The 25,632-nt window shown below is 67.5% G+C and carries 22 protein-coding genes and 1 pseudogene; 14 read left to right on the top strand and 9 right to left on the bottom strand.

Annotated elements, in window-relative coordinates:
* Together maiA and AC07WJ_RS14305 are read right to left on the bottom strand one after the other, a co-directional pair.
* Positions 1 to 645, bottom strand: coding sequence for a maleylacetoacetate isomerase (gene maiA, locus AC07WJ_RS14310; RefSeq protein ID WP_494935599.1), 645 nt, complete (start codon positions 643 to 645; stop codon positions 1 to 3).
* A 64-nt stretch (positions 646 to 709) separates the two neighbouring features.
* On the bottom strand, positions 710 to 1,219 hold the full coding sequence (locus tag AC07WJ_RS14305; protein ID WP_494935254.1) for a MarR family winged helix-turn-helix transcriptional regulator: 510 nt from the start codon (positions 1,217 to 1,219) through the stop codon (positions 710 to 712).
* A 203-nt stretch (positions 1,220 to 1,422) separates the two neighbouring features.
* Here AC07WJ_RS14305 and AC07WJ_RS14300 point away from each other — a divergent pair, with 203 nt between their 5' ends.
* The 4 genes from AC07WJ_RS14300 to AC07WJ_RS14285 are packed head-to-tail and all read left to right on the top strand — an operon-like array spanning position 1,423 to position 5,598.
* Entirely contained in the window at positions 1,423 to 2,436 is a 1,014-nt protein-coding gene (locus AC07WJ_RS14300) for a fumarylacetoacetate hydrolase family protein (RefSeq protein ID WP_494935253.1), read from the top strand.
* Positions 2,433 to 3,677: a cytochrome P450 gene (locus tag AC07WJ_RS14295; protein WP_494935252.1), complete on the top strand. Its 1,245-nt coding sequence runs from the start codon at positions 2,433 to 2,435 to the stop codon at positions 3,675 to 3,677. Before AC07WJ_RS14300 ends, AC07WJ_RS14295 begins: the two co-directional genes overlap by 4 nt.
* 5 nt (positions 3,678 to 3,682) lie before the next feature.
* The gene (locus tag AC07WJ_RS14290; RefSeq protein WP_494935251.1) at positions 3,683 to 4,636 is read left to right on the top strand and encodes an MBL fold metallo-hydrolase; all 954 of its coding nucleotides are present in this window, start codon (positions 3,683 to 3,685) and stop codon (positions 4,634 to 4,636) included.
* Positions 4,637 to 4,674: 38 nt separating this feature from the next.
* Positions 4,675 to 5,598, top strand: coding sequence for an EamA family transporter (locus tag AC07WJ_RS14285; RefSeq protein WP_494935250.1), 924 nt, complete (start codon positions 4,675 to 4,677; stop codon positions 5,596 to 5,598).
* Between the two features lie 6 nt (positions 5,599 to 5,604).
* Here AC07WJ_RS14285 and AC07WJ_RS14280 read toward each other — a convergent pair whose 3' ends face one another.
* Positions 5,605 to 7,101, bottom strand: coding sequence for a hypothetical protein (locus AC07WJ_RS14280; RefSeq protein ID WP_494935249.1), 1,497 nt, complete (start codon positions 7,099 to 7,101; stop codon positions 5,605 to 5,607).
* A 206-nt stretch (positions 7,102 to 7,307) separates the two neighbouring features.
* On the opposite strand from AC07WJ_RS14280, the gene AC07WJ_RS14275 reads away from it, so the two are divergent.
* Positions 7,308 to 8,693 (top strand): class II 3-deoxy-7-phosphoheptulonate synthase, encoded by a 1,386-nt coding sequence (locus AC07WJ_RS14275; RefSeq protein ID WP_494935248.1) that lies wholly within the window; start codon positions 7,308 to 7,310, stop codon positions 8,691 to 8,693.
* 78 nt (positions 8,694 to 8,771) lie between these two features.
* On the opposite strand, the gene AC07WJ_RS14270 is transcribed toward AC07WJ_RS14275, so the two are convergent.
* Entirely contained in the window at positions 8,772 to 9,689 is a 918-nt protein-coding gene (locus AC07WJ_RS14270; RefSeq protein ID WP_494935247.1) for an outer membrane protein, read from the bottom strand.
* A gap of 178 nt (positions 9,690 to 9,867) precedes the next feature.
* Between AC07WJ_RS14270 and AC07WJ_RS14265 the strand changes: the two genes are divergently transcribed.
* From AC07WJ_RS14265 to AC07WJ_RS14255, 3 genes are all read left to right on the top strand, one after another.
* The gene (locus AC07WJ_RS14265) at positions 9,868 to 11,607 is read left to right on the top strand and encodes an NAD+ synthase (RefSeq protein WP_494935246.1); all 1,740 of its coding nucleotides are present in this window, start codon (positions 9,868 to 9,870) and stop codon (positions 11,605 to 11,607) included.
* A gap of 204 nt (positions 11,608 to 11,811) precedes the next feature.
* Positions 11,812 to 12,513: a ribose-5-phosphate isomerase RpiA gene (gene rpiA / locus AC07WJ_RS14260; protein ID WP_494935245.1), complete on the top strand. Its 702-nt coding sequence runs from the start codon at positions 11,812 to 11,814 to the stop codon at positions 12,511 to 12,513.
* Positions 12,514 to 12,568: 55 nt separating this feature from the next.
* Complete coding sequence (locus AC07WJ_RS14255; protein WP_494935244.1) at positions 12,569 to 13,135, top strand: DUF2059 domain-containing protein; 567 nt, start codon at positions 12,569 to 12,571, stop codon at positions 13,133 to 13,135.
* A gap of 53 nt (positions 13,136 to 13,188) precedes the next feature.
* On the opposite strand, the gene AC07WJ_RS14250 is transcribed toward AC07WJ_RS14255, so the two are convergent.
* Genes AC07WJ_RS14250 through AC07WJ_RS14240 form a run of 3 tightly spaced genes read right to left on the bottom strand, consistent with a single transcriptional unit; the run spans position 13,189 to position 16,154 of the window.
* The gene (locus AC07WJ_RS14250; protein WP_494935243.1) at positions 13,189 to 14,694 is read right to left on the bottom strand and encodes a tripartite tricarboxylate transporter permease; all 1,506 of its coding nucleotides are present in this window, start codon (positions 14,692 to 14,694) and stop codon (positions 13,189 to 13,191) included.
* Between the two features lie 9 nt (positions 14,695 to 14,703).
* Positions 14,704 to 15,177: a tripartite tricarboxylate transporter TctB family protein gene (locus AC07WJ_RS14245; protein ID WP_494935242.1), complete on the bottom strand. Its 474-nt coding sequence runs from the start codon at positions 15,175 to 15,177 to the stop codon at positions 14,704 to 14,706.
* Positions 15,177 to 16,154 carry a Bug family tripartite tricarboxylate transporter substrate binding protein gene (locus AC07WJ_RS14240; protein ID WP_494935241.1) on the bottom strand — a complete coding sequence of 326 codons (978 nt, stop codon included), beginning with the start codon at positions 16,152 to 16,154 and terminating at the stop codon, positions 15,177 to 15,179. The genes AC07WJ_RS14245 and AC07WJ_RS14240 overlap by 1 nt, the downstream gene beginning before the upstream one ends.
* A 162-nt stretch (positions 16,155 to 16,316) precedes the next feature.
* Between AC07WJ_RS14240 and gor the strand changes: the two genes are divergently transcribed.
* Positions 16,317 to 17,693, top strand: coding sequence for a glutathione-disulfide reductase (gene gor / locus AC07WJ_RS14235; RefSeq protein WP_494935240.1), 1,377 nt, complete (start codon positions 16,317 to 16,319; stop codon positions 17,691 to 17,693).
* Between the two features lie 9 nt (positions 17,694 to 17,702).
* Here the strand turns inward: gor and AC07WJ_RS14230 are convergent, their stop codons facing one another.
* Positions 17,703 to 18,587 (bottom strand): LysR family transcriptional regulator, encoded by an 885-nt coding sequence (locus tag AC07WJ_RS14230; RefSeq protein WP_494935239.1) that lies wholly within the window; start codon positions 18,585 to 18,587, stop codon positions 17,703 to 17,705.
* 114 nt (positions 18,588 to 18,701) lie between these two features.
* Here AC07WJ_RS14230 and AC07WJ_RS14225 point away from each other — a divergent pair.
* From AC07WJ_RS14225 to AC07WJ_RS14205, 5 genes and pseudogenes are all read left to right on the top strand, one after another.
* A pseudogene (locus AC07WJ_RS14225) lies at positions 18,702 to 18,818 on the top strand (hypothetical protein); the annotation flags it as partial.
* 108 nt (positions 18,819 to 18,926) lie between these two features.
* Complete coding sequence (locus AC07WJ_RS14220; protein ID WP_494935598.1) at positions 18,927 to 19,508, top strand: GNAT family N-acetyltransferase; 582 nt, start codon at positions 18,927 to 18,929, stop codon at positions 19,506 to 19,508.
* A gap of 169 nt (positions 19,509 to 19,677) precedes the next feature.
* On the top strand, positions 19,678 to 21,570 hold the full coding sequence (locus AC07WJ_RS14215; RefSeq protein ID WP_494935238.1) for a diguanylate cyclase: 1,893 nt from the start codon (positions 19,678 to 19,680) through the stop codon (positions 21,568 to 21,570).
* A gap of 327 nt (positions 21,571 to 21,897) precedes the next feature.
* A complete protein-coding gene (locus tag AC07WJ_RS14210) occupies positions 21,898 to 22,338 on the top strand; it encodes an SgcJ/EcaC family oxidoreductase (RefSeq protein WP_494935237.1) in 441 nt (146 codons plus the stop codon).
* 84 nt (positions 22,339 to 22,422) lie between these two features.
* Positions 22,423 to 23,082 carry a glutathione S-transferase family protein gene (locus tag AC07WJ_RS14205; protein WP_494935236.1) on the top strand — a complete coding sequence of 220 codons (660 nt, stop codon included), beginning with the start codon at positions 22,423 to 22,425 and terminating at the stop codon, positions 23,080 to 23,082.
* A gap of 7 nt (positions 23,083 to 23,089) precedes the next feature.
* On the opposite strand, the gene AC07WJ_RS14200 is transcribed toward AC07WJ_RS14205, so the two are convergent.
* Positions 23,090 to 25,519: a penicillin acylase family protein gene (locus AC07WJ_RS14200; RefSeq protein ID WP_494935235.1), complete on the bottom strand. Its 2,430-nt coding sequence runs from the start codon at positions 25,517 to 25,519 to the stop codon at positions 23,090 to 23,092.
* Between the last annotated feature and the right edge of the window lie 113 nt (positions 25,520 to 25,632).

Genomic DNA, 25,632 nt, shown 5'->3' with positions numbered 1-25,632 from the left:
TCATTCAGCGTCGGGCTGAGCCTCGGGACGCGCGTCGGCGAAGGCCGGCAGCTTCAGGCAGGCCTCGGTGATCGCGAGCAACCGCGGAAAGTCGTCGAGCGGCACCTTGAAGCGGCGGGCATTGAACACTTGCGGCACGATGCAGAGGTCGGCCACGGTCACCTCGGCGCCGAAGGCATAGGGCCCGGGCCGGACCATCTGCTCCAGCGGAGCGAAGCCGTCGCGCACGAAATGGCTGTACCACCGGCTGATCGCTTCCGGCGACTGGCCCATGACGGTCTTGAGATAGCCGGTCGCGCCCGGATTGTTCAAAGGATGGATGTCGCAGGCGATGAGCTGGGCGGCGGCACGCGTGCGGGCCCGGGCGATCGGATCCTGCGGCAAGAGCGGCGGCTCGGGCGCGATCTCGTCGAGATATTCGATGATGGCGAGCGATTGCGTCAGCACCGCGTCGCCGGACGGCCCGTCGACCACCAGGGCCGGCAGCCGGCCCTGCGGATTGATCGCGCGATAGCCCGGCTTTTTCTGCTCGCCGCCGTCGCGCAGCAGATGGATCGGGATCGATTGATATGTCAGCCCCTTCAGATTCAGGGCGATCCGGACGCGAAACGCGGCCGACGAGCGGAAATAGGTATAGAGTTTAATGGTGGCCTCCCGCCGCCAGCCTAGGCGCAGTCCGGCATTCCGTCACGGCTTGGGGCAAGCCGGCTCAGCCCACGTCGCTCGACCCGGCGGCATTTTCGCCGAGCAATTTCAGCCCGCGCCTGGTCAGCTTGGCGAGCAGGGCTTCCAGTTCGGCGCGTTCCGACCGGGACAGGCCCTCGGTCAGGTCGGCGGCGAAGCCGAGCGCCACCGGCACCAGGTCGTCATAGACGGCGCGGCCGGCGTCGGTCAGCGACAAGAAGGCCTCGCGCAGGTCCTGGCGATTGGCCCGGCGCTGCACCATCTGGCGCTTTTCCAGGATCGCCACGGCGCGCGACACCTTGGTCTTGTGCATGTGGCTGTGGCCGCCGATGTCCTTGGCGGTCATCGCGCCGAACTGGCCGAGCGTCGCCATGACCCGCCATTCCGGAACGCCGATGCCGTAACGCTTGGCATAGATGCCGGCGAGCCCCTGGCTGACAATGCTCGCCAGCACATTCAGCCGGTAGGGCAGGAAGGTCTCCAGCTCCAGCCTGGCGGCCGATCGTCCATCCCCTTCCGTTGCACGACCGTTCATCGGGTCCTTCCCGTCAGGGATTCATCTATCCGGCTCACCAAATCTAGGATGAGGTGGTCGCCTCCGCAACGCAGGCCCGGCTCGCCGCCGCGGTTGCCGGTTTCGATGCGAAGGCCCTGGCCAATCCGGCTCCGACAGGCTTTGATGGCTCCCCGGCCGATGACGTCCGGATCGTGCTTCGATAGCCGCCGAGGTTCGCCTACATGAAACTTGCTTCGCTCAAACACGGACGTGACGGACGCCTCGTGATCGTGTCCAGGGACCTCACCCGCGCGACCGATGCCTTTCCAGTGGTGGCGACGCTGCAGGCAGCCCTCGACGACTGGGCACGGCTGGGGCCGCGGCTGTCGGATCTCGCCGAACAGCTGGAGATCGGCTCGGTGCCGTCGTTCCGCTTCCACGAACATGATTGCGCCAGCCCCCTGCCGCGCGCCTATCAATGGGCCGACGGCTCGGCCTATGTGAATCACGTGGCGCTGGTTCGCCAGGCCCGCGGCGTCGAAATGCCGCCGTCGTTCTGGACCGACCCGCTGATGTATCAGGGCGGATCGGATGCGTTCCTCGGCCCGCGCGACCCGATCACCTTGCCGGACGAGGCCCATGGCATCGATTTCGAGGGCGAGATCGCGGTCATTACCGATGACGTGCCGATGGGCGCGACGCCGGCTGAGGCACGCGGGCTGATCCGGCTGGTGATGATCGTCAACGATGTCAGCTTGCGCAACCTGATCCCCGGCGAACTCGGCAAGGGTTTCGGTTTCTTCCAGTCGAAACCGTCGAGCGCCTTCTCGCCGGTCGCGGTGACGCCCGACGAACTGGGCCCGGCCTGGCAGGACGGCAAGCTGCATCGCCCGCTGCTCGCCTTCTTCAACGGCGAGCCCTTCGGCAAGCCGGATGCCGGCGTCGACATGACCTTCGACTTCGGCACGCTGATCGCCCATGCCGCCAGGACACGGCCGCTCGGCGCCGGCACCATCATCGGCTCCGGCACCGTGTCGAACCGCGATGCCGATGGCGGCCCCGGTAAGACGATCGCCGAGGAGGGGCTCGGTTATGCCTGCATCGCCGAACTGCGCACGGTGGAAACCATCCGCAACGGCGAGCCGAGGACGCCGTTCATGCGCTTCGGCGACGCGGTGCGCATCGAGATGAAGGATGCCAAGGGCCATTCGATCTTCGGCGCCATCGATCAGATCGTCCGGAAGCACCACCCGTGACGACAGGGCAAGCCGGTCCGGCATCGAGCCCGGCCGCCGAGGCCGCGGCGCGCTTCGACCTGCGCGCGCCGCCGGACGGGTTCATCGACGATCCCTTCCCGCTCTACCGGGCGCTGCGCGAACATGAGCCGGTCAAGCGCATGCCCGACGGCTCGATCTTCCTGACCCGCCATGCCGACCTTGAGGCGGTCTACAAGGACACCGCGACGTTCTCGTCCGACAAGCGGGTCGAATTCGCCCCGAAATACGGCGACAGCCCGCTGTTCCGCCATCACACCACCAGCCTGGTGTTCAATGATCCGCCGCTGCACACCCGGGTCCGCAAGATCCTGGCCGGCGCGCTCAACCCGCGCGCCGTCTCGGCGCTGGAGACCGATGTCGAGGCCCTGGTCGGCCGGCTCATCCAGGCCATGGCCGGACGCGGCCAGGTCGACCTGATCGAGGATTTCGCCGCGGCCATCCCGGTCGAGGTGATCGGCAACCTGCTCGCCATTCCCCATGACGAACGCGAACCTCTGCGCGACTGGTCGCTGGCCATCCTGGGCGCGCTGGAGCCGGTTCTCAGCCCCGAGCAGATGCAGCGCGGCAACCAGGCGGTGAGCGATTTCCTGGCTTTTCTGGAAACCCTGGTGGCGCGCCGGCGCCGGGTGCCCGGCGATCCCGACAAGGACGTCCTGACCCGGCTGATCCAGGGCGAAGCCGATGGCGACCGGCTGTCGGAAGCCGAGCTCCTGCAGAACTGCATCTTCATCCTCAATGCCGGCCACGAGACCACCACCAATCTGATCGGCAACGCGCTCTGGCTGATCGACCGCTGGCCGGCCGAGCGCGCCCGGCTGATCGCCGATCCGGGCCTCGCCCGGACGGCGGTGGAGGAGGCGCTGCGGGTCGAAAGCTCCAACCAGCTCGGCAACCGCATCACCACCACGGCGACCAGGATCGGCGATGTCGCGCTCGACCCGGGCACCCGCGTGACCCTGTGCATCGGCGCCGCCAACCGCGACCCGGCGGTGTTCGCCGATCCCGACCGCTTCGACGTCGGGCGCCAGCCGAACCGGCACCTGGGTTATGCCTCGGGGCCGCATCAATGCGTCGGCATGGCTGTCGCGCGCCTGGAAGGCCGCATCGCCTTGAGCCGTTTCCTCGCGCGCTTTCCGTGCTATCGGCTGACCGGAACCGCCATCCGAACCGGGCGCCTGCGCTTTCGCGGGTTCCAGTCGCTGCCCGCCATTCTGGAGTGACCTCTGTGAGCAAGGCCTTCGCCTCCACCGCCGATCTCGGCCCGAAAAAGATCTCGTTCGACCAGCTCGGCGAGGGGCTCTACGCCTATACCGCCGAGGGCGACCCGAATTCCGGCATCATCGTCGGCGACGACGGCTGCATGGTGATCGATGCCCAGGCGACGCCGGCCATGGCGGCGGATGTCATCGCCAAGGTCAGGACCGTCACCGACAAGCCGATCAAATATGTCGTGCTGTCGCATTATCACGCGGTGCGCGTGCTCGGCGCTTCCGCCTATGAGGGCGCCACGATCCTTGCCTCCGACGCGACGCGCGGACTGATCGTCGAGCGCGGCGAACAGGACAAGGCGAGCGAGATCGGCCGGTTTCCGCGGCTGTTTCCAGGTGCCGAATCGATCCCGGACGGGCTGACCTGGCCGCATGCCAGCTTCGCCCGCGAGATGACGGTGTGGCTCGGCAAGCGCGAAGTGAAGCTGATGCATCTCGGCCGCGGCCATACCGCCGGCGACATCGTCGCGCTGGTGCCCGATGCCCAGGTCGCCTTCACCGGCGACCTCGTCGAATATCACTCGGCCTGTTATTGCGGCGACGCGCATTTCAAGGATTGGCCTGCGACGCTCGATGCGATCTCGGCCCTGAACGCCAAGGCGGTCGTGCCCGGCCGTGGCGCAGCGCTGACCAACACCACCATGGTCAAGGACGGCATCGCGCTGACCCGCGACTTCCTGTCGACGCTTTATGCCTCGGTTGCCGACAGCGTCGCCCGGAAGCGCTCGCTGAAGGAGGCCTTCGACGCGGCACGCGTGTCGATGGATCCGAAATTCGCGTCCTTCGCGATCTACGAACATTGCCTGCCGTTCAACGTCTCGCGCGCCTATGACGAGGCGAGCGGCATCGACTGGCCGGTGATCTGGACCGATATCCGCGACCGCGAGCTCTGGGCCAAGCTGCAGGGCTGAGCCATCGGGCAGATCCCAGCCATCATGACCCGCTTCCGATGATTTCAGGCATTCTCGCGGGCCTGGCCGCCGGCGCCCTCTGGGGCGTGACTTTCGTCGCGCCGCTGATGGTGGCGCCGTTCAAGCCGATGGATCTGGTGATTCTGCGCACGCTGGTGTTCGGCCTGGTGTCCCTGGCGATCCTGGCCTGGCGCGGCTTTCGCGACTGGCGCGACCTGCCGGCCGGCATGGGCTGGACCCTGGTCCTGCTGGGTGCGGCCGGCTTCAACGTCTATTTCGGCCTGATCGCGCTCGCGGTTCCGCTGGTCGGCACGGCGATCGTCGCCCTGATCATCGGCGCCCTGCCGGTGGCCATGGCGCTCGGCGGCAATCGCGGGGCCGACCGGCTGCCGCTCGGACGCCTGCTGCCGCCACTCGGCGCCATCGGCCTCGGGCTGGTCATCGTCAACGGCGCGGCGCTCGGCGACGCACCCGAAGCCGGTAGGCTCGGCATTGTCGCGGGCATCGCGCTCACCGTCGGCGGCTTCGCCAGCTGGTACTGGTACGGCATGCGCAATGCCCAGGTGCTGCGCCGCGGCGGCATCAAGAGCGATGCCGTCGGCTGGACCGCGCTGACCGGCGTCGCGACGCTGGCCAGCCTGCCTCTGCTCGCGGCGCTCGCTTGGGCCGCCGGCCTTTCCGCCGTGCCGGCCATCGGCCTGCCCGCGGCCGAGCTCGGACCGCTCGCCGCCTGGGGCCTGGTGGTCGGGCTCGCCTCGTCCTTCGTCGCGACCTGGCTCTGGTCGATCGCCTCGAAGCGGCTGCCTGTGTCGCTGGCCGCCCAGTTGATCGTCTCGGAGACGCTGTTCGGCCTGGCCTATGGCTTCATCCATGCCGGGCGCTGGCCGAGCCTTGCCGAGGCCATCGCCACGATCTTCATGATCGGCGGCGTGGTTGGGGCGATCCGCGCGTTTACGCGCTGATTCGGCTCAGCGCGCGGCCCGTTCCCACAGGTTGCGGGTGACCTGGACGAAGGCGGTGGAGCGCAGCCCCGGATCCTTCATTTCCGCCGCGATCCGAGTCATCAGCACCGGATCGCCCGAAGCGATGGCGACATCCAGCATGATCGCCCATTCGTCGTCGGCCGGCTCCTCGCCCTTGTTGCCGGCGGCGATCTCGCGCATGCGCGCGGTCAACCGGTCGACGCGGCCGATATAGTCCTTGGCGCCGGCCGAGGTGATGCGTGCGGCCAGGGCGTCGACCGTCGCCTTCGGCCCATGGCCGACAATGGCGCGCCACAGCGTCTCGAACACCACGCCGATGCGCTCCTGGTCGAAGGTGACGCGGTTGAGTTCCTCGAGCCGGCCGGCATTGACGAAGAGGTCGCGGGCTTCGGCAATGGCACCGCGCCCGACCAGCATTTCCACCGCCGTGTCGACCACCGCGCCCCGCGCGGAGCCGGTCGCTTCCGCCGCGGCCGCGACGCCGACCAGCTTGTCGACCGGCAGGCCGCGCATCGGACCGATATCCTCGTCGACCGAGACGGTCTCGCCGGCGGGAAGCTTGAGCGCCGGACCGAGGACCCGGATCCATTCGGCGCGGCCCTCGCGCATCAGCACACGCAAGAGCTTGCTGGCGCCCTCGGCGTCGGCCGCGGTATCGAAAGCCGGCCGGCTGGCGATGCCGAGCCGGAAAGCGTCGAGATTGTTGGCGGCGACGGCGCCGCGCAGAAAGGTGTCCCAGCTCTCGCGGCGCGCCGTATCGGCGTCGTCGAACGGCGCGGTCTGGTTGGCGCGCACGCCGCGGACCCATTCATCGATCGAGCGGCCGATCGCCTGGTCGCCGCGGGCGCCCGCCTGCAAGGCCTGGGCGAGCCGGCGCGAGAACCGGTCCTTGATGCTGGCCGCGACCGCGTCGGCATCGGCCGGCGCCCGGGCAAGCGCGATCTCGAGGATCTCCAGGCGCAAGTCGTCGCGGCTGTCGCTCTCGACCAGCCGGTCGATACGCGACAGCGTGTCGCGGATCCGGCCGGCACGCGCTTCGTCGAGGATCAGCACGGAGGGCTCGGCCAGGGCGTCGGGCTGGGCCCGATCCAGGCCGAGCTCGCGATAGGCGCCGGCGAAATCGCCTTTGCGGGCCAGGTGCTCGGCACGCACCGGAATGATCCGCTCCTTGATGCCGTCGACGGTGGCGACCGCCGCCCAGGCCTCGTAGCGCTGCATCCAGCGATCGCGCGCGGCCAGATCCGGATCGGCCGAAATGAAGGCTTCGAAGGCCGCGGTCACGGCCCAGCCCTCGACCTCGTCGCGGGCCGCCAGCAAAGCCAGTTCGGCGGTGCAGGCCGGCTGCGGCTGGATGAGACAGGCCGCCCGATCGACGGTGACGTTGAGCGTGAGGCCCGGCGCCTGGGCAAGGACCGGCGCGGCCAGACCGAGGGCCGTCGAAGCGACGGCAGCGAACAGGACAGAGCGCAGGGCGCGGGTCATTTCAAAGCCTCGAGATCGTCGCTGGAAGCGCGTACAAGAGAGAACGGAAGAACGCAATGCGTGGTTCCCATGAGGAAACCCGGCATCGATCCCGACCACTCGCCGGAACCGCCGGGCTCGTGTATAAGCCGCGATCCTGATCGTGCCTTGTCCCGCGGGGCAGGGCAGCAATCACATTTTCGCGCCAAAGCGCTAAGGAGGATGTCATGGGCGAGCGTTGGAGCCCGTCGAGCTGGCGGTCGAAGCCGATCCTGCAGGTGCCGGTCTATAAGGACCAGGCAGCCCTCGAGGACGTCGAGAAGCGCCTTGCGGGCTTTCCTCCGCTCGTTTTTGCGGGTGAGGCGCGAAATCTCAAGAAGCACCTCGCGAAAGTCGCAAAAGGCGAGGCCTTCCTGCTCCAGGGTGGTGACTGCGCGGAGAGTTTCGCCGAGCACGGCGCCGACAATATTCGCGATTTCTTCCGCGCCTTCCTGCAGATGGCCGTGGTGCTGACCTATGCCGGCCGCATGCCGGTGGTGAAGGTCGGCCGCGTCGCCGGTCAGTTCGCCAAGCCGCGCTCGACCGATACCGAGACCATCGATGGCCTGACGCTGCCGTCCTATCGCGGCGACATCATCAACGACATCAACTTCACGCCGGAGGCGCGCGAGCCCGATCCGCAGCGCCAGGCCATGGCCTATCGCCAGTCGGCCGCCACCCTCAACCTGATCCGGGCCTTCGCTTATGGCGGCTACGCCAATCTCGACAACGCGATGAAATGGATGCTGGGCTTCGTCAAGGACAGCCCGGCGACCGACAAATACCTGCATCTGGCCGAGCGCATCCAGGAAGCGCTCGACTTCATGCGGGCTTGCGGCATCGATCCGGAAGCCCACCCGGAAATGCGCACGACCGAGGTGTTCACCAGCCACGAGGCATTGCTGCTCGGCTATGAGGAGGCGCTGACCCGCGTCGATTCGACCAGCGGCGACTGGTATGCGACGTCGGGCCACATGCTGTGGATCGGCGACCGCACGCGCCAGCCCGACCATGCCCATGTCGAGTATTTCCGCGGCGTGCAGAACCCGATCGCGTTCAAATGCGGGCCGAGCCTCGAGCCGGACAGCATGCTGCGCCTGCTCGACGTGCTGAACCCCGAGGACAAGGCCGGCCGGATCACGCTGATCTGCCGGTTCGGCGCCGACAAGGTGGAAAAACACCTGCCGGCGCTGATCCGCGCGGTGGCACGGGAAGGCCGCACCGTGGTCTGGTCCTGCGATCCCATGCACGGCAATACCATCAAGTCGGCGAACGGCTACAAGACCCGTCCGTTCGACCTGGTCATGGGTGAGATCGAACGGTTCTTCGCCATTCACGAGGCCGAGGGCACCTATGCCGGCGGCATCCATCTGGAAATGACCGGCAAGAACGTCACCGAATGCACCGGCGGCCGGGCGGCGATCACCGACACCGACCTGTCGGACCGCTACCACACCCATTGCGACCCGCGGCTCAATGCCGAACAGGCGCTGGAAGTGTCGTTCAAGGTGGCCGAGATGCTGAAGCGCCAGCGGATCAGCCGTGGCCCGGGCCTGCGCGAAGCCGCCGAATAATCGGGCGGCATCGACGCGATCAAAAAAAAGGCCCGCGCGGGGTGACCGGCGCGGGCCTTTTCATGTCGGTGGACAGGATCAGTATTTGAGGCCGATGCCGGCCCGGGCCGTCTGGAGCAGGATCGGAACGCCCGCCATGCTCGGAATATTGACGATCTGATATTCGGCGCGGACGAACAGGTTGTTGGTGATCAGCGCCTCGACGCCGATACCGGCGGTATAACCGAAAGCGGTCGTATTCGATCCGCCGCGCGACGTCGGCGCCACACCGCCCACGCAGATCGGAGAGGGATTGGTGGTCGGATCGGTAATGGTGCGCGTGCAGCTCGCCTGGTAGCCGAAGGCTGCAGAACCGCGCGCGAGCACGATGCCGGCCGTCGCATAAGGCATGATGCGGCCATAGGCCCAGCCCGCCCGACCGCGCAGGGTCCAGTAGTCCAGCAATTCGGCGGATGCGCCAACGGTCGGCGTGATCCGATCGACAAATCCGGTACCGTTGATGAGCAACGAAGCAGGCGGAGTGAAGGTGCTGGTGCCCCTGCTGCCGCCTCCGAGGCGGGTATAGTCGGCTTCGACACCGATCACCGCGTCCTCGAACTGCATCTGATAGCCGACAAAGCCGCCGAAGACAGTAGGCGACCGCTTGACCTGGTCCAAGTGCATGAGGCTGGTGATGGTTGACGCCTGTCCCGTACCATCGGCAAAAGCATAACCGCGCAACGCGTCCGTGACGTAGCTCTGAGCACCGCCGTTCAAATTCATGTTCATGGTGCCGACGCCGCCGAAACCGCCGACATAAAACCCGCCCCAGTCATTCGTGGGGGCGACCTCATAGCTCGGCAGGGAGCCCCGCAGCGGCATGTCGGCCGCCTGTGCGCCGCCACTGACGGCCAAGGCCAGCGCCATCGTTCCCAGGGCCGTTTTCATACGCCTCGCCATGACCCATCCCCCGTGCAGCATCGACTCGTGCTGCCGATGTCGAACGCGTCCATTCATGAATCATCAAGGTTACTGCCGCGTTAAGGAGCAATCCCCGGCAACCTCTTGGCATTTCTGTATCTTTACTTTTCGTTCAGAAAGATCGGCCGGTCGTGGAGAGCCGCGGCCAAGCCATGCATCGGCGCAAAGCCGGCCCGACATTGAGAAGCGGCCCGCGGCGCGTTACATCTTGGCCATGTCCCAGCCCCCCTCCTCGCTCCGCATCGCGATCGCCCAGCTCAACCCCGTCATGGGCGATGTCGCGGGCAATCTCGCCAAGGCCCGCGCCGCCCGCGCCGACGCCGCGGCCCGCGAAGCCGACCTCATCGTCTTTTCCGAACTGTTCCTGTCCGGTTATCCGCCCGAGGACCTGGTGCTGAAGCCGGCCTTCCAGGCGGCCTGCCGGCAGGCCGTGGAGGCGCTTGCGCGCGACACCGCCGACGGCGGCCCGGCCATGGTGGTGACCACGCCCTGGGCCGATGGCAGCAAGGTCTACAATGCCGCGGTCTATTGCGACGCGGGCCTGATCCAGGCGGTGCGCTACAAGGTCGACCTGCCGAACTATTCGGTGTTCGACGAGAAGCGGGTCTTCGCGCCCGGCCCGCTGCCCGGCCCGATCAACGTGCGCGGCGTGCGCATCGGCTTTCCCATCTGCGAGGACATCTGGGGCACCGAGGTGGTCGAGACCCTGTCGGAAACGGGCGCCGAATTCCTCCTCGTGCCCAACGGCTCGCCCTACCGGGAGACCGTCTATGACGAGCGCATGAACGCGATCATCGCCCGCATCACCGAAACCGGGCTGCCGATGGTCTATATCAACCAGGTCGGCGGCCAGGACGAACTGGTGTTCGACGGCGCGTCGCTGGCGGTCAATGCCGACCATCGGCTGGCCATGCAGTTGCCGGCCTTCGTCGAGACGCTCGCCTTCATCGAGGCCCGCAAGGCCCAGGGCACCTGGAGCTTCTCCGGCCCGGTCCATGCCCATGCCACCGGAGACGAGGCCGATTACGAGGCCTGCGTGCTGGGCCTGCGCGACTATGTCGAGAAGAACCGCTTTCCCGGCGTCGTCCTGGGGCTGTCCGGCGGCATCGATTCCGCCATCTGCGCCGCCATGGCGGTCGATGCGCTCGGGCCCGAGCGGGTCCATTGCGTCATGCTGCCTTATATCTTCACCTCCGAGGAATCGCTGAAGGACGCCCTCGCCTGCGCCCGCGCCCTCGGCGTGCGTTACGACGTGGTGCCGATCTCGGGTGCGGTGGAGGGGTTGGAATCGTCGCTTGCGCCGCTGTTCAAGGGCAGCAATCGCGATATCACCGAGGAAAACCTGCAGAGCCGGGCGCGCGGCACCATCCTGATGTCGATCTCCAACAAGTTCGGCGCGATGGTGGTGACGACGGGCAACAAGAGCGAGATGTCGGTCGGCTACGCCACGATCTATGGCGACATGAACGGCGGCTACAATCCGATCAAGGATATCTACAAGACCGAGGTGTTCCGCCTGTCGGCCTTGCGCAACCGCTGGAAGCCGCCCGGCGCGCTCGGCCCCGGCGGCGAGGTGATCCCGGCCAATATCATCACCAAGCCGCCTTCGGCGGAGCTGCGCGAGAACCAGAAGGACCAGGATTCGCTGCCGCCTTACGACGTGCTCGACGCCATTCTGGAGCGGCTGGTCGAACGCGAGGCCTCCGTCGCCTCGATCGTCGCCGAAGGTTATGACCGGGATACGGTCAAGAAGATCGAGCGCCTGCTGGCGATCGCCGAATATAAGCGGCGCCAGGCGGCTCCCGGCGTGAAGGTGACCGCGCGCAATTTCGGCCGCGACCGGCGCTATCCGATCGTCAACCGGTTCCGCGACAGCGGCGAGCCGCTGCCGGAGCCCGATCTCGAGGTGATCAGCCCCAGCGCCGTGCCGCGCATGGATGTCGTGGACTTCTAACGAGCGAGGCCGGACACGGTGGTGCCGGCGCAAGGCCGGCCATGGCGGATCGGGCGGCGACGTCGCGCGCGGGGTGGATCCGGCGGAGGTGCGCGAAAATCTCCGCCCCGATGCCTGTCCTGCCCCCGTAAAAATCCCTAAAGCACTGGACCTCGTCGCCCGGCCGCGCTATCCGCCCTCCAGTTTCACGTTGGAACCCTTCGCATGAGCGATCCCGAGGCCCTCAAGCGCGATGCCGCCGCCAAGGCGCTGTCCTTTGTCGAGGACGGCATGCGGCTCGGGCTCGGCACCGGCTCGACCGCCAGGCATTTCGTCGATCTGCTCGCCGAGCGGGTCGCCGGCGGCCTCAAGGTGGTCGGCGTGCCGACCTCCGAGGTGACGCGGGCCCAGGCCGAGCGGCTGAACGTGCCGCTGACCACGCTCGACGAGACGCCGGAGCTGGATCTCACCATCGACGGCGCAGACGAGATCGACCCGGCGCTCAACCTGATCAAGGGCGGCGGCGGCGCGCTGCTCCGGGAAAAGATCGTGGCGGCCGCCTCGGCACGCATGATCGTCATCGCCGACGCCTCCAAACAGGTCCCGGTCCTCGGCCGCTTCCCCCTGCCGATCGAGGTCAACATGTTCGGCCTGGAGGCGACCCGGCGCGCCATCGCCAAGGTGCTCGACGCCGCCGGCTGCCCGGCCGCCCTGACTGTGCGCAACAAGCCGGACGGCCATGTTTTCGTCACGGACGGCGGTCACATGATCCTTGACGCAGCCTGCGAACGGATCCTCGATCCGGCCGCGCTTGCGGCCCGCCTCCACGCCGTGCCCGGTGTCGTTGAGCACGGATTGTTCATTGGCCTAGCCAGTTTCGCGATCATTGCTTCCCCTGGGGGCGCGGAGGTCGTAGGACGTGTTTGATATTGACGCCGCCGCGGGATTCTTCGGCCGCTCGCTGTCTCGAGGAGTTTCTCTGATGCTCGCCCGTTCGTTCGCCGCCGCCGCGCTGGCTGCCGCTGCTTTGGCCGTGCCCTACGCTGCCTTCGCGCAGAATGCACCCGCGCAGCGGCCCGGTTCCTCGCTGGCCCAGGCCGCTCCCGCGCCGCAGCCGGCCGCCCCCGCGGTCGCACCCGAGCAGATCGCGCTGGCCCGCCAGGTGGTCGAGCTGTCGGGCGCCTCCGCCTCGTTCGAAAACGTCATTCCGGCCTTCATCGAACAGGCCAAGGCGATGTTCCTGCCGACCAACCCGGATCTCGGGCGCCAGTTCAACGAGGTCGGCGAACTGCTCAAGACCGAGTTCCAGCCGCGCGTCAACGAGCTGATCCAGTCGATTTCGGTGGCCTATGCCCAGCGCTTCACCATGGACGAGCTGAAGCGCATCCAGGCGTTCTACCAGTCGGCCGAAGGCCAGAAACTGGTGCGCACGGTGCCGTCGATCATGGAAGAGACCTTCGCCCGCTCGCAGCAGTGGAGCCAGGTCGTGACCCGCGACCTCGTCCAGCGGTTCCGCGAAGAGTTCCAGAAGCGCGGCATCCGGCTCTGAACCGATCGCGGCCGGGCGACAAGCCGGCCGCGACCGCCATTGCTTTCCGAGCTTCAGTCCTCATCCGACTTCATCGACCAGCCGAGCCTTGCCCAGAGCATCGGCCCGAACAGCGCGAGCACGGCGACCACCAGCAGCGTCGCCGAAATCGGGCTGGTCAGCAGCACGGTGGCATCGCCGTTGGAAATCTGCAGCGCCCGGCGCAGCTGGGTTTCGGCCATCGGCCCGAGGATCATGCCGACAATGACCGGTGCGATCGGGTAATCGAAGCGGCGCATGCCGAAGGCGAGCAGGCCGAGCAGCAGAACCAGCGTCAGCTCGACCAGCGACGACTTGGCCGCCAGCACGCCGACCGTCGCGAACACCAGGATGCCGCCATAAAGCCAGGGCCTGGGGATCATCAGGAGCCGGACCCAGACGCCGACCAGCGGCAGGTTCAGCACGATCAGCATGAAATTGGCGATGAACAGCGACGCGATCAGGCCCCAGACCACGTCGGCCGAGGTGACGAACAGCAGCGGGCCGGGCTGAAGATTATATTGCTGGAAGCCGGCGAGCATGATGGCGGCCGTCGCCGAGGTCGGGATGCCGAGCGTCAGGAGCGGCACCAGCGTGCCGGCGGCGGAGGCGTTGTTGGCCGCCTCCGGGCCGGCAACCCCCTCGATGGCGCCGTGGCCGAACTCCTCCGGACGCTTGCTGATCCGCTTCTCGGTGGCATAAGACAGGAAGGTCGGAATTTCCGCGCCGCCGGCCGGCAGCGCCCCGATCGGGAAGCCGAAGGCGGTTCCGCGCAGCCACGGCCCCCAGGACCGGCGCCAGTCCTCCCGGGTCATCCAGAGCGAGCCCCTGATCGCCTCGATCACCTCGTCGCCGGCCCTTGCCCGCGCGGCGGCCACCGCCATGGCCTCGCCGACCGCGAACATGGCGACGGCAACCGTGGTCACCTCCAGGCCGTCGAGCAGGTCCGGAATGCCGAAGTCGAGCCGCGACTGGCCGGTGATCTTTTCGATGCCGACCAGGCCGAGCGTCAGGCCGACGGCGAGCGATGTCAGGCCGCGCAGGCGCGACGAGCCGAAGGTCGCCGATACCGTGACGAAAGCGACCAGCATCAGCGCGAAATAGTCTTCCGGCCCGAAGGCGATGGCGAGCTCGGCGAGCGTCGGCGCCAGCACGGTCAGCAATGCCGTGGCGATCGTGCCGGCAACGAAGGAGCCGATCGCGGCGGTGGCGAGCGCCGGGCCGCCGCGGCCGGCACGCGCCATCTTGTTGCCCTCCAGGGCGGTGACGATGGAGGCGCTTTCGCCCGGCGTATTGAGCAGGATCGAGGTGGTCGAGCCGCCATACATGGCGCCGTAATAGATGCCGGCGAACATGATCAGCGAGCCGCCGGGATCCATTTTGAAGGTGATCGGCAGAAGCAGCGCCACCGTCATCGCGGGCCCGATGCCGGGCAGCACGCCGACCGCGGTGCCGAGCGTGACGCCGACCAGCGCGAACAGGAGGTTGCCCGGCTGGATCGCGATGGTCAGGCCGTTCATCAGGGCGGAAAGGGTTTCCATCGGGGCCGCTCAGAACAGGGTTTCGAAAAAGCCCGAAGGCAGCGAGAGGCCGAGGACGCGCACGAAGAACAGATAGACCACCAGGGCGATGACGGCGCCGAGCGCGAGATCGACCAGCGAACGCGTCGAACCGAAGGCCCGCGCGGTGGCTGCGAACAGGATGGCGGTTGCCGGCACGAAACCCGCCCGCGGGATCAGGCAGATCATCACCGCGAGCCCACCGGCGATCCAGGCGATCGCCGACCAATCCTCGCTGTCGCGCGCCGGCGCCGCGCCGCGCAGCCCTTCCCGGATGGTCAGGACACCGAACAGGGCCAGCAGGCCGCTGACCAAGAGCGGCATCATCTGCGGGCCGATCGCCTGGTTGCCGAAGCTCGCCCTCAGGCCCCAGGACTGCCAGAACACGATCGCCGCGACCACCAGCAGGGCGGCGCCGATGGCCATGACCGGGCGATCGGCAACGGCACGGTTTTCCTCCGCCATTACGCCCTCACCAGGCCGAGATCGCGCAGCACGCCGTCGACCCGCTTGATCTCGTCGCTGACGAAACTCGCGAAGGCAGGGCCGTCGAGATAGGTGTCCTGCCAGCCCTTCTGGGCGATCTGCTCGATCCAGGGCTTGGACTTGACCATCTCATTGGCCAGCTTGGTGAGATTGGCGCGCTGCTCGTCGCTGATGCCGGCGGCGGCGAACAGGCCGCGCCAGTTCTGCAGCTCGAGGTCGAAGCCCTGGTCGGCGAGCGTCGGTCCCGGCAGGTCGGGCGTGCCCTTCGGCGCCGTGAAACCAAGCCAGCGCAGCCGTCGTCCCTTGACATGCTGCTCGAACTCGCTGCCGCCGCTGACCCCGACCGTCACGCGGCCCGACAGGATGGCGGCGAGCGCCTCGCCGCCGCCGGCATGGGCGATATAGTTGACCTTGGAACCGTCGGCCCCGGCCTTACCGGCAAACATCGCCGCGGTGATGTGATCGACGCCGCCGGCCGAGCCACCGCCCCAGCTCACCTTGGTGACGTCGGCCTTCAAGGCATTGATCAGGTCCTGCACCGACTTGATCGGTGAATTCTGGGCAACCACCAGCGCCTGCCATTCGCCGGTCAGCCTGGCGATCGGGGTGACCTCGGCGAGCGTCACCGGCGACTTGTTCATCAAGATGGCGCCGACCATGACGAACCCCGAGACCATCAGGCCCGAGGGATCGCCGCGGAAACCGTTGATGAACTGGGCGAGCCCGATCGTGCCGCCGGCGCCGGGCACATTGTTGACCTGCGCCGAGCGGACCAGGCGCTGGGTGGTCAGCACGCCCTGCATCACCCGCGCGGTCTGATCCCAGCCGCCGCCGGGGGCAGCGGGCACCATCAGCTTCAGTTCGGGCAGGGTCTGCGCAAGCGCGGGCGCGCCATAGAGGGTTGCCAGCGCGGCCGCCGTACAGGCGACGGCTTCACGGCGCGTCAAGACGCTCATCATGTCCTCCCCAAATCGTTTGACCGACTTTCGCCGCCCCGGACCATCCCGGCCATAGAGGGGAAATGCGGATTTCGGCAGATCTGCCCTGTGACCAATGTCACCTGTCGCTTCGAGCCGACAATCCTTATCTTGGCAATCGAAATTCGAGAGGAAGCGGGCATGGCCTACGACGTCGATCTGTTCGTCATTGGTGCCGGTTCGGGCGGTGTCAGAGCCGCCCGCATCGCGGCGACCCATGGCGCCAAGGTGAAAGTGGCCGAGGAATATCGGGTCGGCGGCACCTGCGTCATCCGCGGCTGCGTGCCCAAGAAGCTCATGGTCTATGCCTCGCAATATCACGAGCATATCGAGGATGCCCGGGGCTATGGCTGGACCGTCGGGCCGGCCACGTTCGACTGGGCGACGTTGATCGCCAACAAGGACAAGGAGATCGACCGGCTCGAGGCGGCCTATCGGGCCAATCTCGACCGCGCCGGCGTCGAGATCGTCCCCCAGCGCGCGGTCGTGACCGGCCCCAACAGCGTCAGGCTCGCCGACGGCTCGACCGTCACGGCGCGCTATATCCTGGTCGCCACCGGCGCCCACCCCACGACCGACCCGACCCTGCGCGGCGGCGAGCACATGATCTCGTCCAACGAGGTCTTCCATCTGGCCGCCCTGCCCAAGCGCATCGTCATTGCCGGCGGCGGCTATATCGCGGTCGAATTCGCCGGCGTCTTCGCCGGCCTCGGCTCCGAGGTCACCCTGGTCTATCGTGGCGAGAAGATCCTGCGCGGCTTCGACGAGGATCTGCGCGACCACCTGATGGCCGAATATGCCAAAAAGGGCATCAAGCTGGTCATGGGCGACGTGTTTGCCGGCATCGACAAGACGGCGAGCGGCCTGACCGTGCATTTCAAGAACGGCCATGCGCCCGTCGAGGCGGACCAGGTGCTGGCGGCGATCGGCCGCAAGCCGAACACGGCGGGCCTGGGCCTCGAGGCCGTGGGCGTCGCCATCGACGAGGTCGGCGCCGTCAAGGTCGACAGCCGCAGCCGCTCGTCGGTCCCCACCATCTATGCGGTGGGCGACGTCACCAACCGGGTCAACCTGACGCCCGTGGCGATCCGCGAGGGCCATGCCTTCGCCGATACGATCTTCGGCGGCAGGCCCTGGTCGGCCGATCATTCGACCATTCCGACCGCGGTGTTCTCCGAGCCGGAGATCGGCACGGTCGGCCTGACCGAACAGGAGGCCCGGGCGCGCGGCCATGCCGTCGATATTTACCGCGCCGTGTTCAAACCGATGAAGCACACCTTGAGCGGCCGCGACACCCGCACCCTGATGAAGCTGGTTGTCGACGGCGAGACCGACAAGGTGCTCGGCGTCCATATTTGCGGCGCAGATTCCGGCGAGATGATCCAGATGGCCGGGATCGCGGTGAAGATGGGCGCGACCAAGGCGGATTTCGACGCGACCATGGCGGTTCATCCGACCGCCGGGGAAGAGCTGGTGACGATGCGGACGCCGAGCGCGCGCTACGCCAAGGTGGCCTGAACCGGCGGCCTATCCGGCCGCCTTCAACGCCTCGATCATCGCCTTCAGCGCCCGCCCGAGCGGCTTGTCGCGCCGGATCACCACGACCAACTGGCGCGACAGCCTGGGGGCCAGCGAACGCACCACGAGACCGGCCGGCCGGCCGGCTTCGGGCACCGACATGGACGGCAGGATGGCGGCGCCGAGCCCGGCCGCCACCAGTTGCTTGATCGCCTCGACGCTGCCGAGCGACATCACCGGCTTGAGGCGGATATTGGCGCGGGCGAACCATTCATCGGCGATCCGCCGGGTATTGGCCCCGGGCTCGTAGAGCAGCAGCGGCAGGCCCGACAGCGCTTCGGCGCTGACGCGCTCCGGCAAGGCCGGACCATCGCTCGACTGGATCGCGACGAATTCGTCGTCCATGACCGGGATGATCTCGAGCATGCGCCCGGAAACCGGCATGGTGACCAGGCCGATATCCAGCGTGTTGTCCTCGACCGCTTTGACCACGTCGGCGCTGTTGCCGGTGCTGACCGTGATCTCGATCGACGGCAGCCGCTGGCGCAGGCCGCGCAGGATCGGTGGCAGCAAATAGATGCAGGCCGTGGCGCCGGTGCCCAGCCGGACCCGACCGACGGCACCGGAAGCGTGGCGTGCCATGCTGTCGAAAATCGCCGCCACGACATCGTCGAGCTGGGCGATGTGGATCAGCAGCTCGCTGCCCGCCGCGGTCGGCGTCGCACGCCGGCCGACCCGCTCGATCAGACGGCTGCCGAGCCGGTTCTCGAGCTGCCGGATCTGCAGGCTGACGGCGGGCTGGGTGAGGCCTGCCCGCTCGGCCGCAGCCGAAAAGCTGCCGAGCTCGACGACATCGGCAAAGGCCCGCAGATGATCGAGGTTGATGCCGCGCATCTCATAGATTTCCTTATGCTTTGCATAATTTACAGAAGCTTCCATTATGAATGATGCCGCCACAAGATCCAGGGGACCGGTGCATCGGCGCGGGTTCGGATCGGCTGGCAGGTCATGGTTTTGCGGGACATTTCGGCGCTGGCGCTGTTGAAGGAGATCTCGCGCTACCTCGTCGCCTCGCCGCACTCGCGGCTGGTGCAGCGGCGGGCGCTGCGTGAACTCGACGACCGGCTGCTGGCCGATATCGGGCTGACCCGCACGGTGATCGCCGCCGGCCGTCCGCGGGGCATCCGGGATATGATACGGAGCCAGAGCGGCGCGAAGGCCGGAGGAGCTTGGATGGGCAAGGTGGAGATGGCCGGCGGGAGCCGGGCGGCGCACGGCATCGTGGTGCGCGATGCGACCGCCGACGACATGGCGGCGGTGCAGGCGATCTATTCGCACCACGTGCTGCACGGACTGGCGACCTTCGAGGAAACGCCGCCTTCGGTCGACGAGATGCTGGCGCGCCGGGCCGCGGTTCTGGGCGCGGGTCTGCCCTATCTGGCCGCCGAACGGGACGGGTGCATCGTCGGCTACAGCTATGCCACCGCCTATCGGCCTCGCCCGGCCTATCGCCATGCGATCGAGGATTCCGTCTATGTCGCCGACGGCCTCGCCGGCCAGGGCATCGGCACGAGCCTGCTCGCCGACCTGATCGCGCGCTGCGAGCGCGGCCCCTGGCGGCAGATGCTGGCGGTGATCGGCGACAGCGGCAATCAGGGTTCGATCGCGCTGCACCGCAGGCTGGGCTTCGCGCCGGTGGGCACCTTGACATCGGTCGGCTTCAAGCTCGGCCGCTGGGTCGACACGGTGCTGATGCAGCGGCCCCTGGCCACCGGTGCCACGACGCTGCCGGACCTGGCCGAACGCCCGCGCTAAGGGCCGCCGCGGCGGAGACGCATCGGGCCTATCAGCGTGGCGGCAATCGTCACCACCAGCTGACGAAGCTCGCTCCAAACGACACTGAACGTCTTGCCATTTGTTAACACCGGCATGGGATCGTCGCCGCAATGGTCAGCCCATGCTGTTTGCGTCACGCCCTGTCTCGATGTCGATAAAGCGGCACCTGCCCGGCATCGCCGCCGCCTTCGTCGTGCTCGTCTGCGGCGCCATTCTGGCCATGGGGGCGCTGCGTGAATGGTCGGCGCGCGACGAGGATCTCCGATCGGCCGAAACCGATACCACCAATCTGGTGCGCTCGCTGCTGCAGCACGCCGAAGACAGCATCGAGCTGGTCGACAATGCCGCCGTCGGCGTCGTCCATCGCCTGGAGACGGAAGGCACCACGCCGGCCGCGCTGACGCGCCTGCAGAGCTTCCTGCATCTGCGCAAGGCGACCATGCCACGGCTGCGCGGCCTGTTCGTCTACGGTGCCGACGGGGCCTGGCTCGCCACCTCGGAGCCGGTCGATGTCGCCAATTTCAACAACAGCGACCGCGACTATTTCATCCACCATCGGACCTCCCCGGATCGCGGCGTGTTCATCGGCCGGCCGGTGATGAGCCGCTCCGGCGGCCAATGGATCATCCCCGTCTCCCGGCGCTTCCAGACGCCCGAGGGGGATTTCGCCGGCGTCGTGCTGGCGACCATCGACGTCGCCTATTTCGAGAAATTCTACGGCCAGTTCGCCATCGGCGCGCACGGATCGCTGGTGCTCGTCGGCACCAACGGCATCCTGATGGCCCGGTTCCCCGGTGACGAGAGTTTCGTCGGCCGCGATATCTCGACCTCGCCGGTGATCGCCCAGGCCCGTCGCGCGGCCTCGGGCACATTGGCATTCACCTCCGGGCTCGACGGTATCGAGCGGCTGAGCGCCTATCGGCGCAGCGACCGGTTTCCGCTGATCCTGCTCGCCTCCAAGGGACGCGACGACGTCCTGGCGGAGTGGCGCGGCGCCGCCATCGGCCGCATGAGCTTCGTCTCCGGCCTGACGCTGCTGATCGCCATGCTCGGCCTGTTCCTGGTGCGCCAGATGTTCGAGCGGCAGCGCATGGCCCATGTCGTCGAAGCGCGCGAGGCCGATTTTCGCCTGCTCGCGGAGGCCTCCAGCGACCTGGTCTCGCGCATCGGCCTCGACGGGCGCCTGATCTATGTTTCGCCGTCGGCGTCGCGGGTGGTCGGCTGGAGCGCCGCCGAGCTGACGGGAACCCAGGCGCTCAGCGGCATCAACCCCGAGGACAAGCCGACGGTCGACGCGACCGTCGAGGCGCTCAGGCGCGGCGAACGCGCCGAAGCCAAATTGACCTACCGCACGCGGCACCGCACGAAGGGCGAGATCTGGGTGGAGTCTTCGCTCAACGTCACCCGCGACCCCGAAACCGGCGAGATCGACGGCGTGGTCGCGGTATCGCGCGACATGACCGAGCGCAAGGAGCTGGAAACGCAGCTCGCCATGCTCGCGACCCGCGACGGCCTGACCGGCATCGCCAACCGGCGCTGCTTCGACGAGGCCTTCGAGACAGAATGGCTCCGATGCCAGCGCGAGGGGGAGCCGGTGTCCCTGCTCTTGATCGACGTCGATCATTTCAAGAAATTCAACGACGGCTACGGCCACCAGTCCGGGGACGAATGCCTGCGCCGGGTGGCGGCGGCAATCGCCCTGGTGGCGTGCCGCCCCGCCGACATCGCCGCCCGCTACGGCGGCGAGGAATTCGCCCTGCTCATGCCCAAGACCGATCCGGCGGGCTGCGCGCGCATCGGGGAGCGGGCGCGCCTGGCCATTCAGGACCTTGGGCTCGCCCATCGCGGTAATCCGCCGCGCAACGTGGTGACCGTCAGCATCGGCTGCGCGACCGTCTATCCGAGCCCGGCGACGCCGGACCGAAGCACACTGATCGAAGCCGCCGACATGGCGCTCTATGCCGCCAAGGGCGCCGGCCGAAACGCGGTCCGGCCAGCGCCGGTCATCCACCGGCTCCCGACCAGCCGAAGAAGCGCTTGAAGCCCCCTCGGGTCGGACGCCAGGGCGGCCCGGGCCGGGCCCTCGCCGCGCGAGCGCGCCATCGGCGGTTGCAACTTTACCTAGAACAATACTTGAGAAAAACCGTTCAAAGCTGAAGCCTCCTCAACAATATCGAGGAACATCGCGCTGGAATTCGCGCAACCAAGGGATATGGACGCAGTTTGACGCAAAAGGCAACATTCTCGAAAGATTTCAATTCGTATTATTGTACCACCAATTTGACCACGCCAACTCAGCACTACACAACCTTCAGAAGCCTCAATTCACATTCAAGAATGGAAGCAGAGAATGCCGTCGAGATGGGCTTTGTCTTTCGTAGCCAGTGCATTTCTCGGCCTGCCCCTCGGAAATGCCGCGGCCGGTCCGAAAGAGGAAGCCTCCGCGACCCTGCAACGTTGGGCAGCCGCCTTCAATTCGAGCGACATCAATGCCGTGGCACCGCTCTACCTGCCGGACGCGACGGTTCACGGGCTGGTCAGCTCGACCCTGATCGTCGGCGAGGCAGCCTTGCGGACCTACCTCACCGCCCCGCTCATGGCCCGGGCCCAGGTCCGTCTCGGCGATGCGACCGTCCAGCAGCTGTCCGACGAGACGATGCTGCTCACCGGCTATGACGAATATTCCGCCACCTTGCCCGACGGGCGATCGATCTCGATCCCCGGCCGCTACAGCTTCGTGATGGTGCGGCGGGACGGCCAATGGAAGATCGCCCATCAGCACTCGTCGTCGCGCTTCAGGCCGCAGTGAACCGCCGGCGATCCCGTCATCGCCTGTCTCGCCCGGCGTGATACACAACTCCTCCTCGGATCGGATTCGGGAGGAAGAACCACCATGACGAACGATACCATCACGCTGTTCCATTCGCCGCAGACGCGCTCCACGGGCGCGCGCATCCTGCTGGAGGAACTGGGGGCGCCCTACAAGCTGCACGCCATCAACATGAAGGCCGGCGAGCAGCGCGGCAGCGAGTATCTGGCGGTCAATCCGCTCGGCAAGGTGCCGGCCATCCGGCACGGCGAAGCCCTGGTGACCGAACAGGTGGCGATCTATCTCTATCTTGCCGACCTGTTCCCGGAGGCCGGCCTTACGCCCGCCCTCGGCGACCCCCGGCGCGGCCCCTACCTGCGCTGGCTGGCCTATTACGGCTCCTGCTACGAGCCGGCCATCGTCGACCGGGCGATGAAGCGTGATCCCGCACCGCCGGCCATGTCGCCCTATGGCGATTTCGACACGATGTTCGAAGCCCTGGTCGAGCAGTTGTCGCGGAACGCCTATATTCTCGGCCCCGACTTCTCCGCTGCCGACGTCCTGTGGGGCACGGCCCTGAAGTGGACGAGCGGCTTCAAGCTGATCCCCGAGCGGCCCGTGCTCGCCGACTATGTCAAGCGGGTCAACGCCCGGCCGGCCTTCGAAAAGGTCGACAGGCTGGACGCAGAACTCGCGGCCGAACATCAGGCCGCGGCGGAAGCGGCCAAGGCGGCCGCCGGCTGATCCCCGGCTAGCGCGGCCGGATCGTCAAGGTGCCGATGGCGCCGCGCTCGATGTCGGCGCGCCGGGTGCGCATGGGGATATAGTCCACGCGCGCCCAGCGCTCGGCGAAATTGCGGTAGAGCGGCGATGACGGCAGCCCGGACTGGCCGGTCGAGTGAATGAACAGCGAGCGCTCGGGATCGGCGAGATCATAGAGCGCCCTGAGGCTGGCCGCGTGGCGCGAGACGAAGGGCTCGTCCGCGTTGCGGATGGTGTGCCGGTTGACGTTGACCGTATAGGTGTCGCCGGGCACCGGCACCCGGATATCGAAGAAGCGCGCAAGCTGGGCCACCCGGGTGAAAGGCCGATGCTCGGAGCGGGCGTCGTGAGCCACGCCCCAGCGCCAGGCGTTGCGATCCGCACCGTAGCGTTTCTCGAGGTCGTCGAGCGCCAGCACCAGCGCCCGGGTGACGAGGCTCTCGCAGGTGGTCGGCTCGGCCGCGCCGCGCCGGTTGCACCAGGCACCCTGGCCGCCCTGGTCGGACAGCACCGCCAGCATGAAGACCTGCCGCTGGTCCCAGTAATCCTTGAACAGCGCCGGCCCCAGTTCGTCGGCATAAACGAGCCGGGTCAATTCGCGCATCCAGGCGGTGACGACAAGCGGCTCGACGCGATCGATCGCCATGGTGCCGTCGAAACTGCGCAGCCGATCGATCATCTGGCGCTCGCGCTCGCCGGCCGGCGGCGCGGCCAGCAGAAGCGGCAGGATCTCGCGCACCGCATTGGAGCGGTAATCGGCCTGAATCGCCTTGAAGCTGTCCAGCGTGTGCTTGTCGCGCGCCGCCAGCAATTCGCGGATCCGGTCGGCGCGGTACGGGGACGTCCATTCATAGGTGATGAAATGCGGATAGCCGGCATCGACGATCCGCTCGTTGGCGGTCGCCCGATAGCCGCGCGCGGGGTTGAATTCCTGCGGCAATTGCTCGAAGGGAATGAAGCCGGCCCAATCGTAGCGGGCATCCCAGCCAGGGGCCGGGAACAGGCCGCGCAGGTCGTTTTCCGGCTTGCGCACGGGCACCCGGCCGGCGGCGACGAAGCCGATATTGCCGTCGGTATCGGCATAAACGATGTTTTGCTGCGGCGAATGGAAATGCCGCGCGGCCGCCAGGAACTCGTCCCAGTTCTTCGCCGCATTGAGCCGGCGCGCGGCCTGAATGGTCAGATTGTCGGCGCTGAGCGCGGTCCATTGCAACGCCAGCGCATAGCCGCGCGGCGCGCCCGAGGTGGCGCTGCGCGAGGCTCCGTCCGAAATCACCGGCCCGTGCCGGGATATGCGCACGGTCACCACCTGGTCGGCGCCGCCACGGACCCGGATGCGTTCCTCGACCGTCTCGAAGCGGCGCCAGCCGTCGGGTGCCTGATAGACCGCCGGATCGCGCGGGTCGAGCCGCTCGATAAAGAGGTCCTGCACATCGGGCCCGGTATTGGTGAACCCCCAGGCGATACGCTCGTTGCGGCCGAGCACGACACCGGGCGCACCGGGCAAGGTGGCGCCGATCACGGTGCCCGACGGCGAGGTCATCCGCGCGAAATACCAGAGCGCCGGCGCCGACAGGCCAAGATGGGGATCATTGGCGAGCAGCGGCCGGCCTGTTTCGGTGCGGGCGCCCGAGACCACCCAATTGTTCGAGCCGACGCCCTCGAGGCCGAGCTCCAGGCCACGGATCGCTTCCGCCGCGCGCCGGGTCTCCGGGGCAAGGCCCTTGTAGAGCGCGGTATAGTCGGCAAGCTGCGGCCAGGCCTCGCCCGGATAAGGCGGCAGGATCTGGCCGATCCGCTCCATCGACATGCCGGCCTGGGCCAGCCTCAGCCGCATGATCTCGGATGACAGATTGCCGCCGAGATCGAGCGCCATCATCAGGGACCAGCCGATCGAATCGACCGGCGACCAGGGCTCGGGCGCCGGCGCGCGCAGGATGTAGAATTCCGGCGGCAAGGGCGCGCTGCTGGTTTCGATGAAGGCGTTGACGCCGCGCGAATAGGCCAGGAGCTGGGCGCGCGTCTCGGCGTCGACATTGCGATAGATCGCTTCCGCCGTGCGGCGAATGCCGATGGTGCGCAGGAAGCGATCGGTCTCGAGCCCCGGCTGGCCGACGATCTCGGACAGCCGCCCGGCGGCGATGCGACGGTTCATCTCGAGCTGCCACAGGCGATCCTGGGCGTGGACGAAACCGAGGGCTGCCGCGGCATCGGCATCGGTTTCGGCGAAGATGTGGGCGACGCCTTCCTTGTCCCTGACGATCTCGACCGGCTTGTCGAAGCCCGGCAAGGTGATCGTCCCGGCGACACGCGGCTCGACCGCGTACCAATACCAGAGCCCGGTGACGATCCCGGCGAGCAGAGCCAACGCAACGAGGAGCCCGGACCATTTGGCGACCCGAAAGGCGATGCGCATCATCTTGTCTCTCCGCAGGAAGCGGAGTTGATCATTGGCCTCAGGCCGGAGCAAGCCGGGCCGAGCTGCCCCGCCCGATCATTTTTGCATCGTCCGGTGACGTCCGCAGGGTCCAG

The sequence above is a fragment of the Phreatobacter sp. GW821-FHT04C01 genome, assembly GCF_059420385.1.
This window is presented reverse-complemented; position numbering and strand designations above follow the sequence as displayed.

Bases quoted from the DNA above. Each gene is read 5' to 3' on its own strand.
- AC07WJ_RS14305 (WP_494935254.1), bottom strand. From the start codon at position 1,219: ATGAACGGTCGTGCAACGGAAGGGGATGGACGATCGGCCGCCAGGCTG.
- AC07WJ_RS14300 (WP_494935253.1), top strand. From the start codon at position 1,423: ATGAAACTTGCTTCGCTCAAACACGGACGTGACGGACGCCTCGTGATC.
- AC07WJ_RS14285 (WP_494935250.1), top strand. From the start codon at position 4,675: ATGATTTCAGGCATTCTCGCGGGCCTGGCCGCCGGCGCCCTCTGGGGC.
- AC07WJ_RS14280 (WP_494935249.1), bottom strand. From the start codon at position 7,101: ATGACCCGCGCCCTGCGCTCTGTCCTGTTCGCTGCCGTCGCTTCGACG.
- AC07WJ_RS14275 (WP_494935248.1), top strand. From the start codon at position 7,308: ATGGGCGAGCGTTGGAGCCCGTCGAGCTGGCGGTCGAAGCCGATCCTG.
- AC07WJ_RS14270 (WP_494935247.1), bottom strand. From the start codon at position 9,689: ATGAATGGACGCGTTCGACATCGGCAGCACGAGTCGATGCTGCACGGG.
- AC07WJ_RS14265 (WP_494935246.1), top strand. From the start codon at position 9,868: ATGTCCCAGCCCCCCTCCTCGCTCCGCATCGCGATCGCCCAGCTCAAC.
- rpiA (WP_494935245.1), top strand. From the start codon at position 11,812: ATGAGCGATCCCGAGGCCCTCAAGCGCGATGCCGCCGCCAAGGCGCTG.
- AC07WJ_RS14255 (WP_494935244.1), top strand. From the start codon at position 12,569: ATGCTCGCCCGTTCGTTCGCCGCCGCCGCGCTGGCTGCCGCTGCTTTG.
- AC07WJ_RS14250 (WP_494935243.1), bottom strand. From the start codon at position 14,694: ATGGAAACCCTTTCCGCCCTGATGAACGGCCTGACCATCGCGATCCAG.
- AC07WJ_RS14245 (WP_494935242.1), bottom strand. From the start codon at position 15,177: ATGGCGGAGGAAAACCGTGCCGTTGCCGATCGCCCGGTCATGGCCATC.
- AC07WJ_RS14240 (WP_494935241.1), bottom strand. From the start codon at position 16,154: ATGAGCGTCTTGACGCGCCGTGAAGCCGTCGCCTGTACGGCGGCCGCG.
- gor (WP_494935240.1), top strand. From the start codon at position 16,317: ATGGCCTACGACGTCGATCTGTTCGTCATTGGTGCCGGTTCGGGCGGT.
- AC07WJ_RS14230 (WP_494935239.1), bottom strand. From the start codon at position 18,587: ATGCGCGGCATCAACCTCGATCATCTGCGGGCCTTTGCCGATGTCGTC.
- AC07WJ_RS14220 (WP_494935598.1), top strand. From the start codon at position 18,927: ATGGGCAAGGTGGAGATGGCCGGCGGGAGCCGGGCGGCGCACGGCATC.
- AC07WJ_RS14215 (WP_494935238.1), top strand. From the start codon at position 19,678: ATGTCGATAAAGCGGCACCTGCCCGGCATCGCCGCCGCCTTCGTCGTG.
- AC07WJ_RS14205 (WP_494935236.1), top strand. From the start codon at position 22,423: ATGACGAACGATACCATCACGCTGTTCCATTCGCCGCAGACGCGCTCC.
- AC07WJ_RS14200 (WP_494935235.1), bottom strand. From the start codon at position 25,519: ATGATGCGCATCGCCTTTCGGGTCGCCAAATGGTCCGGGCTCCTCGTT.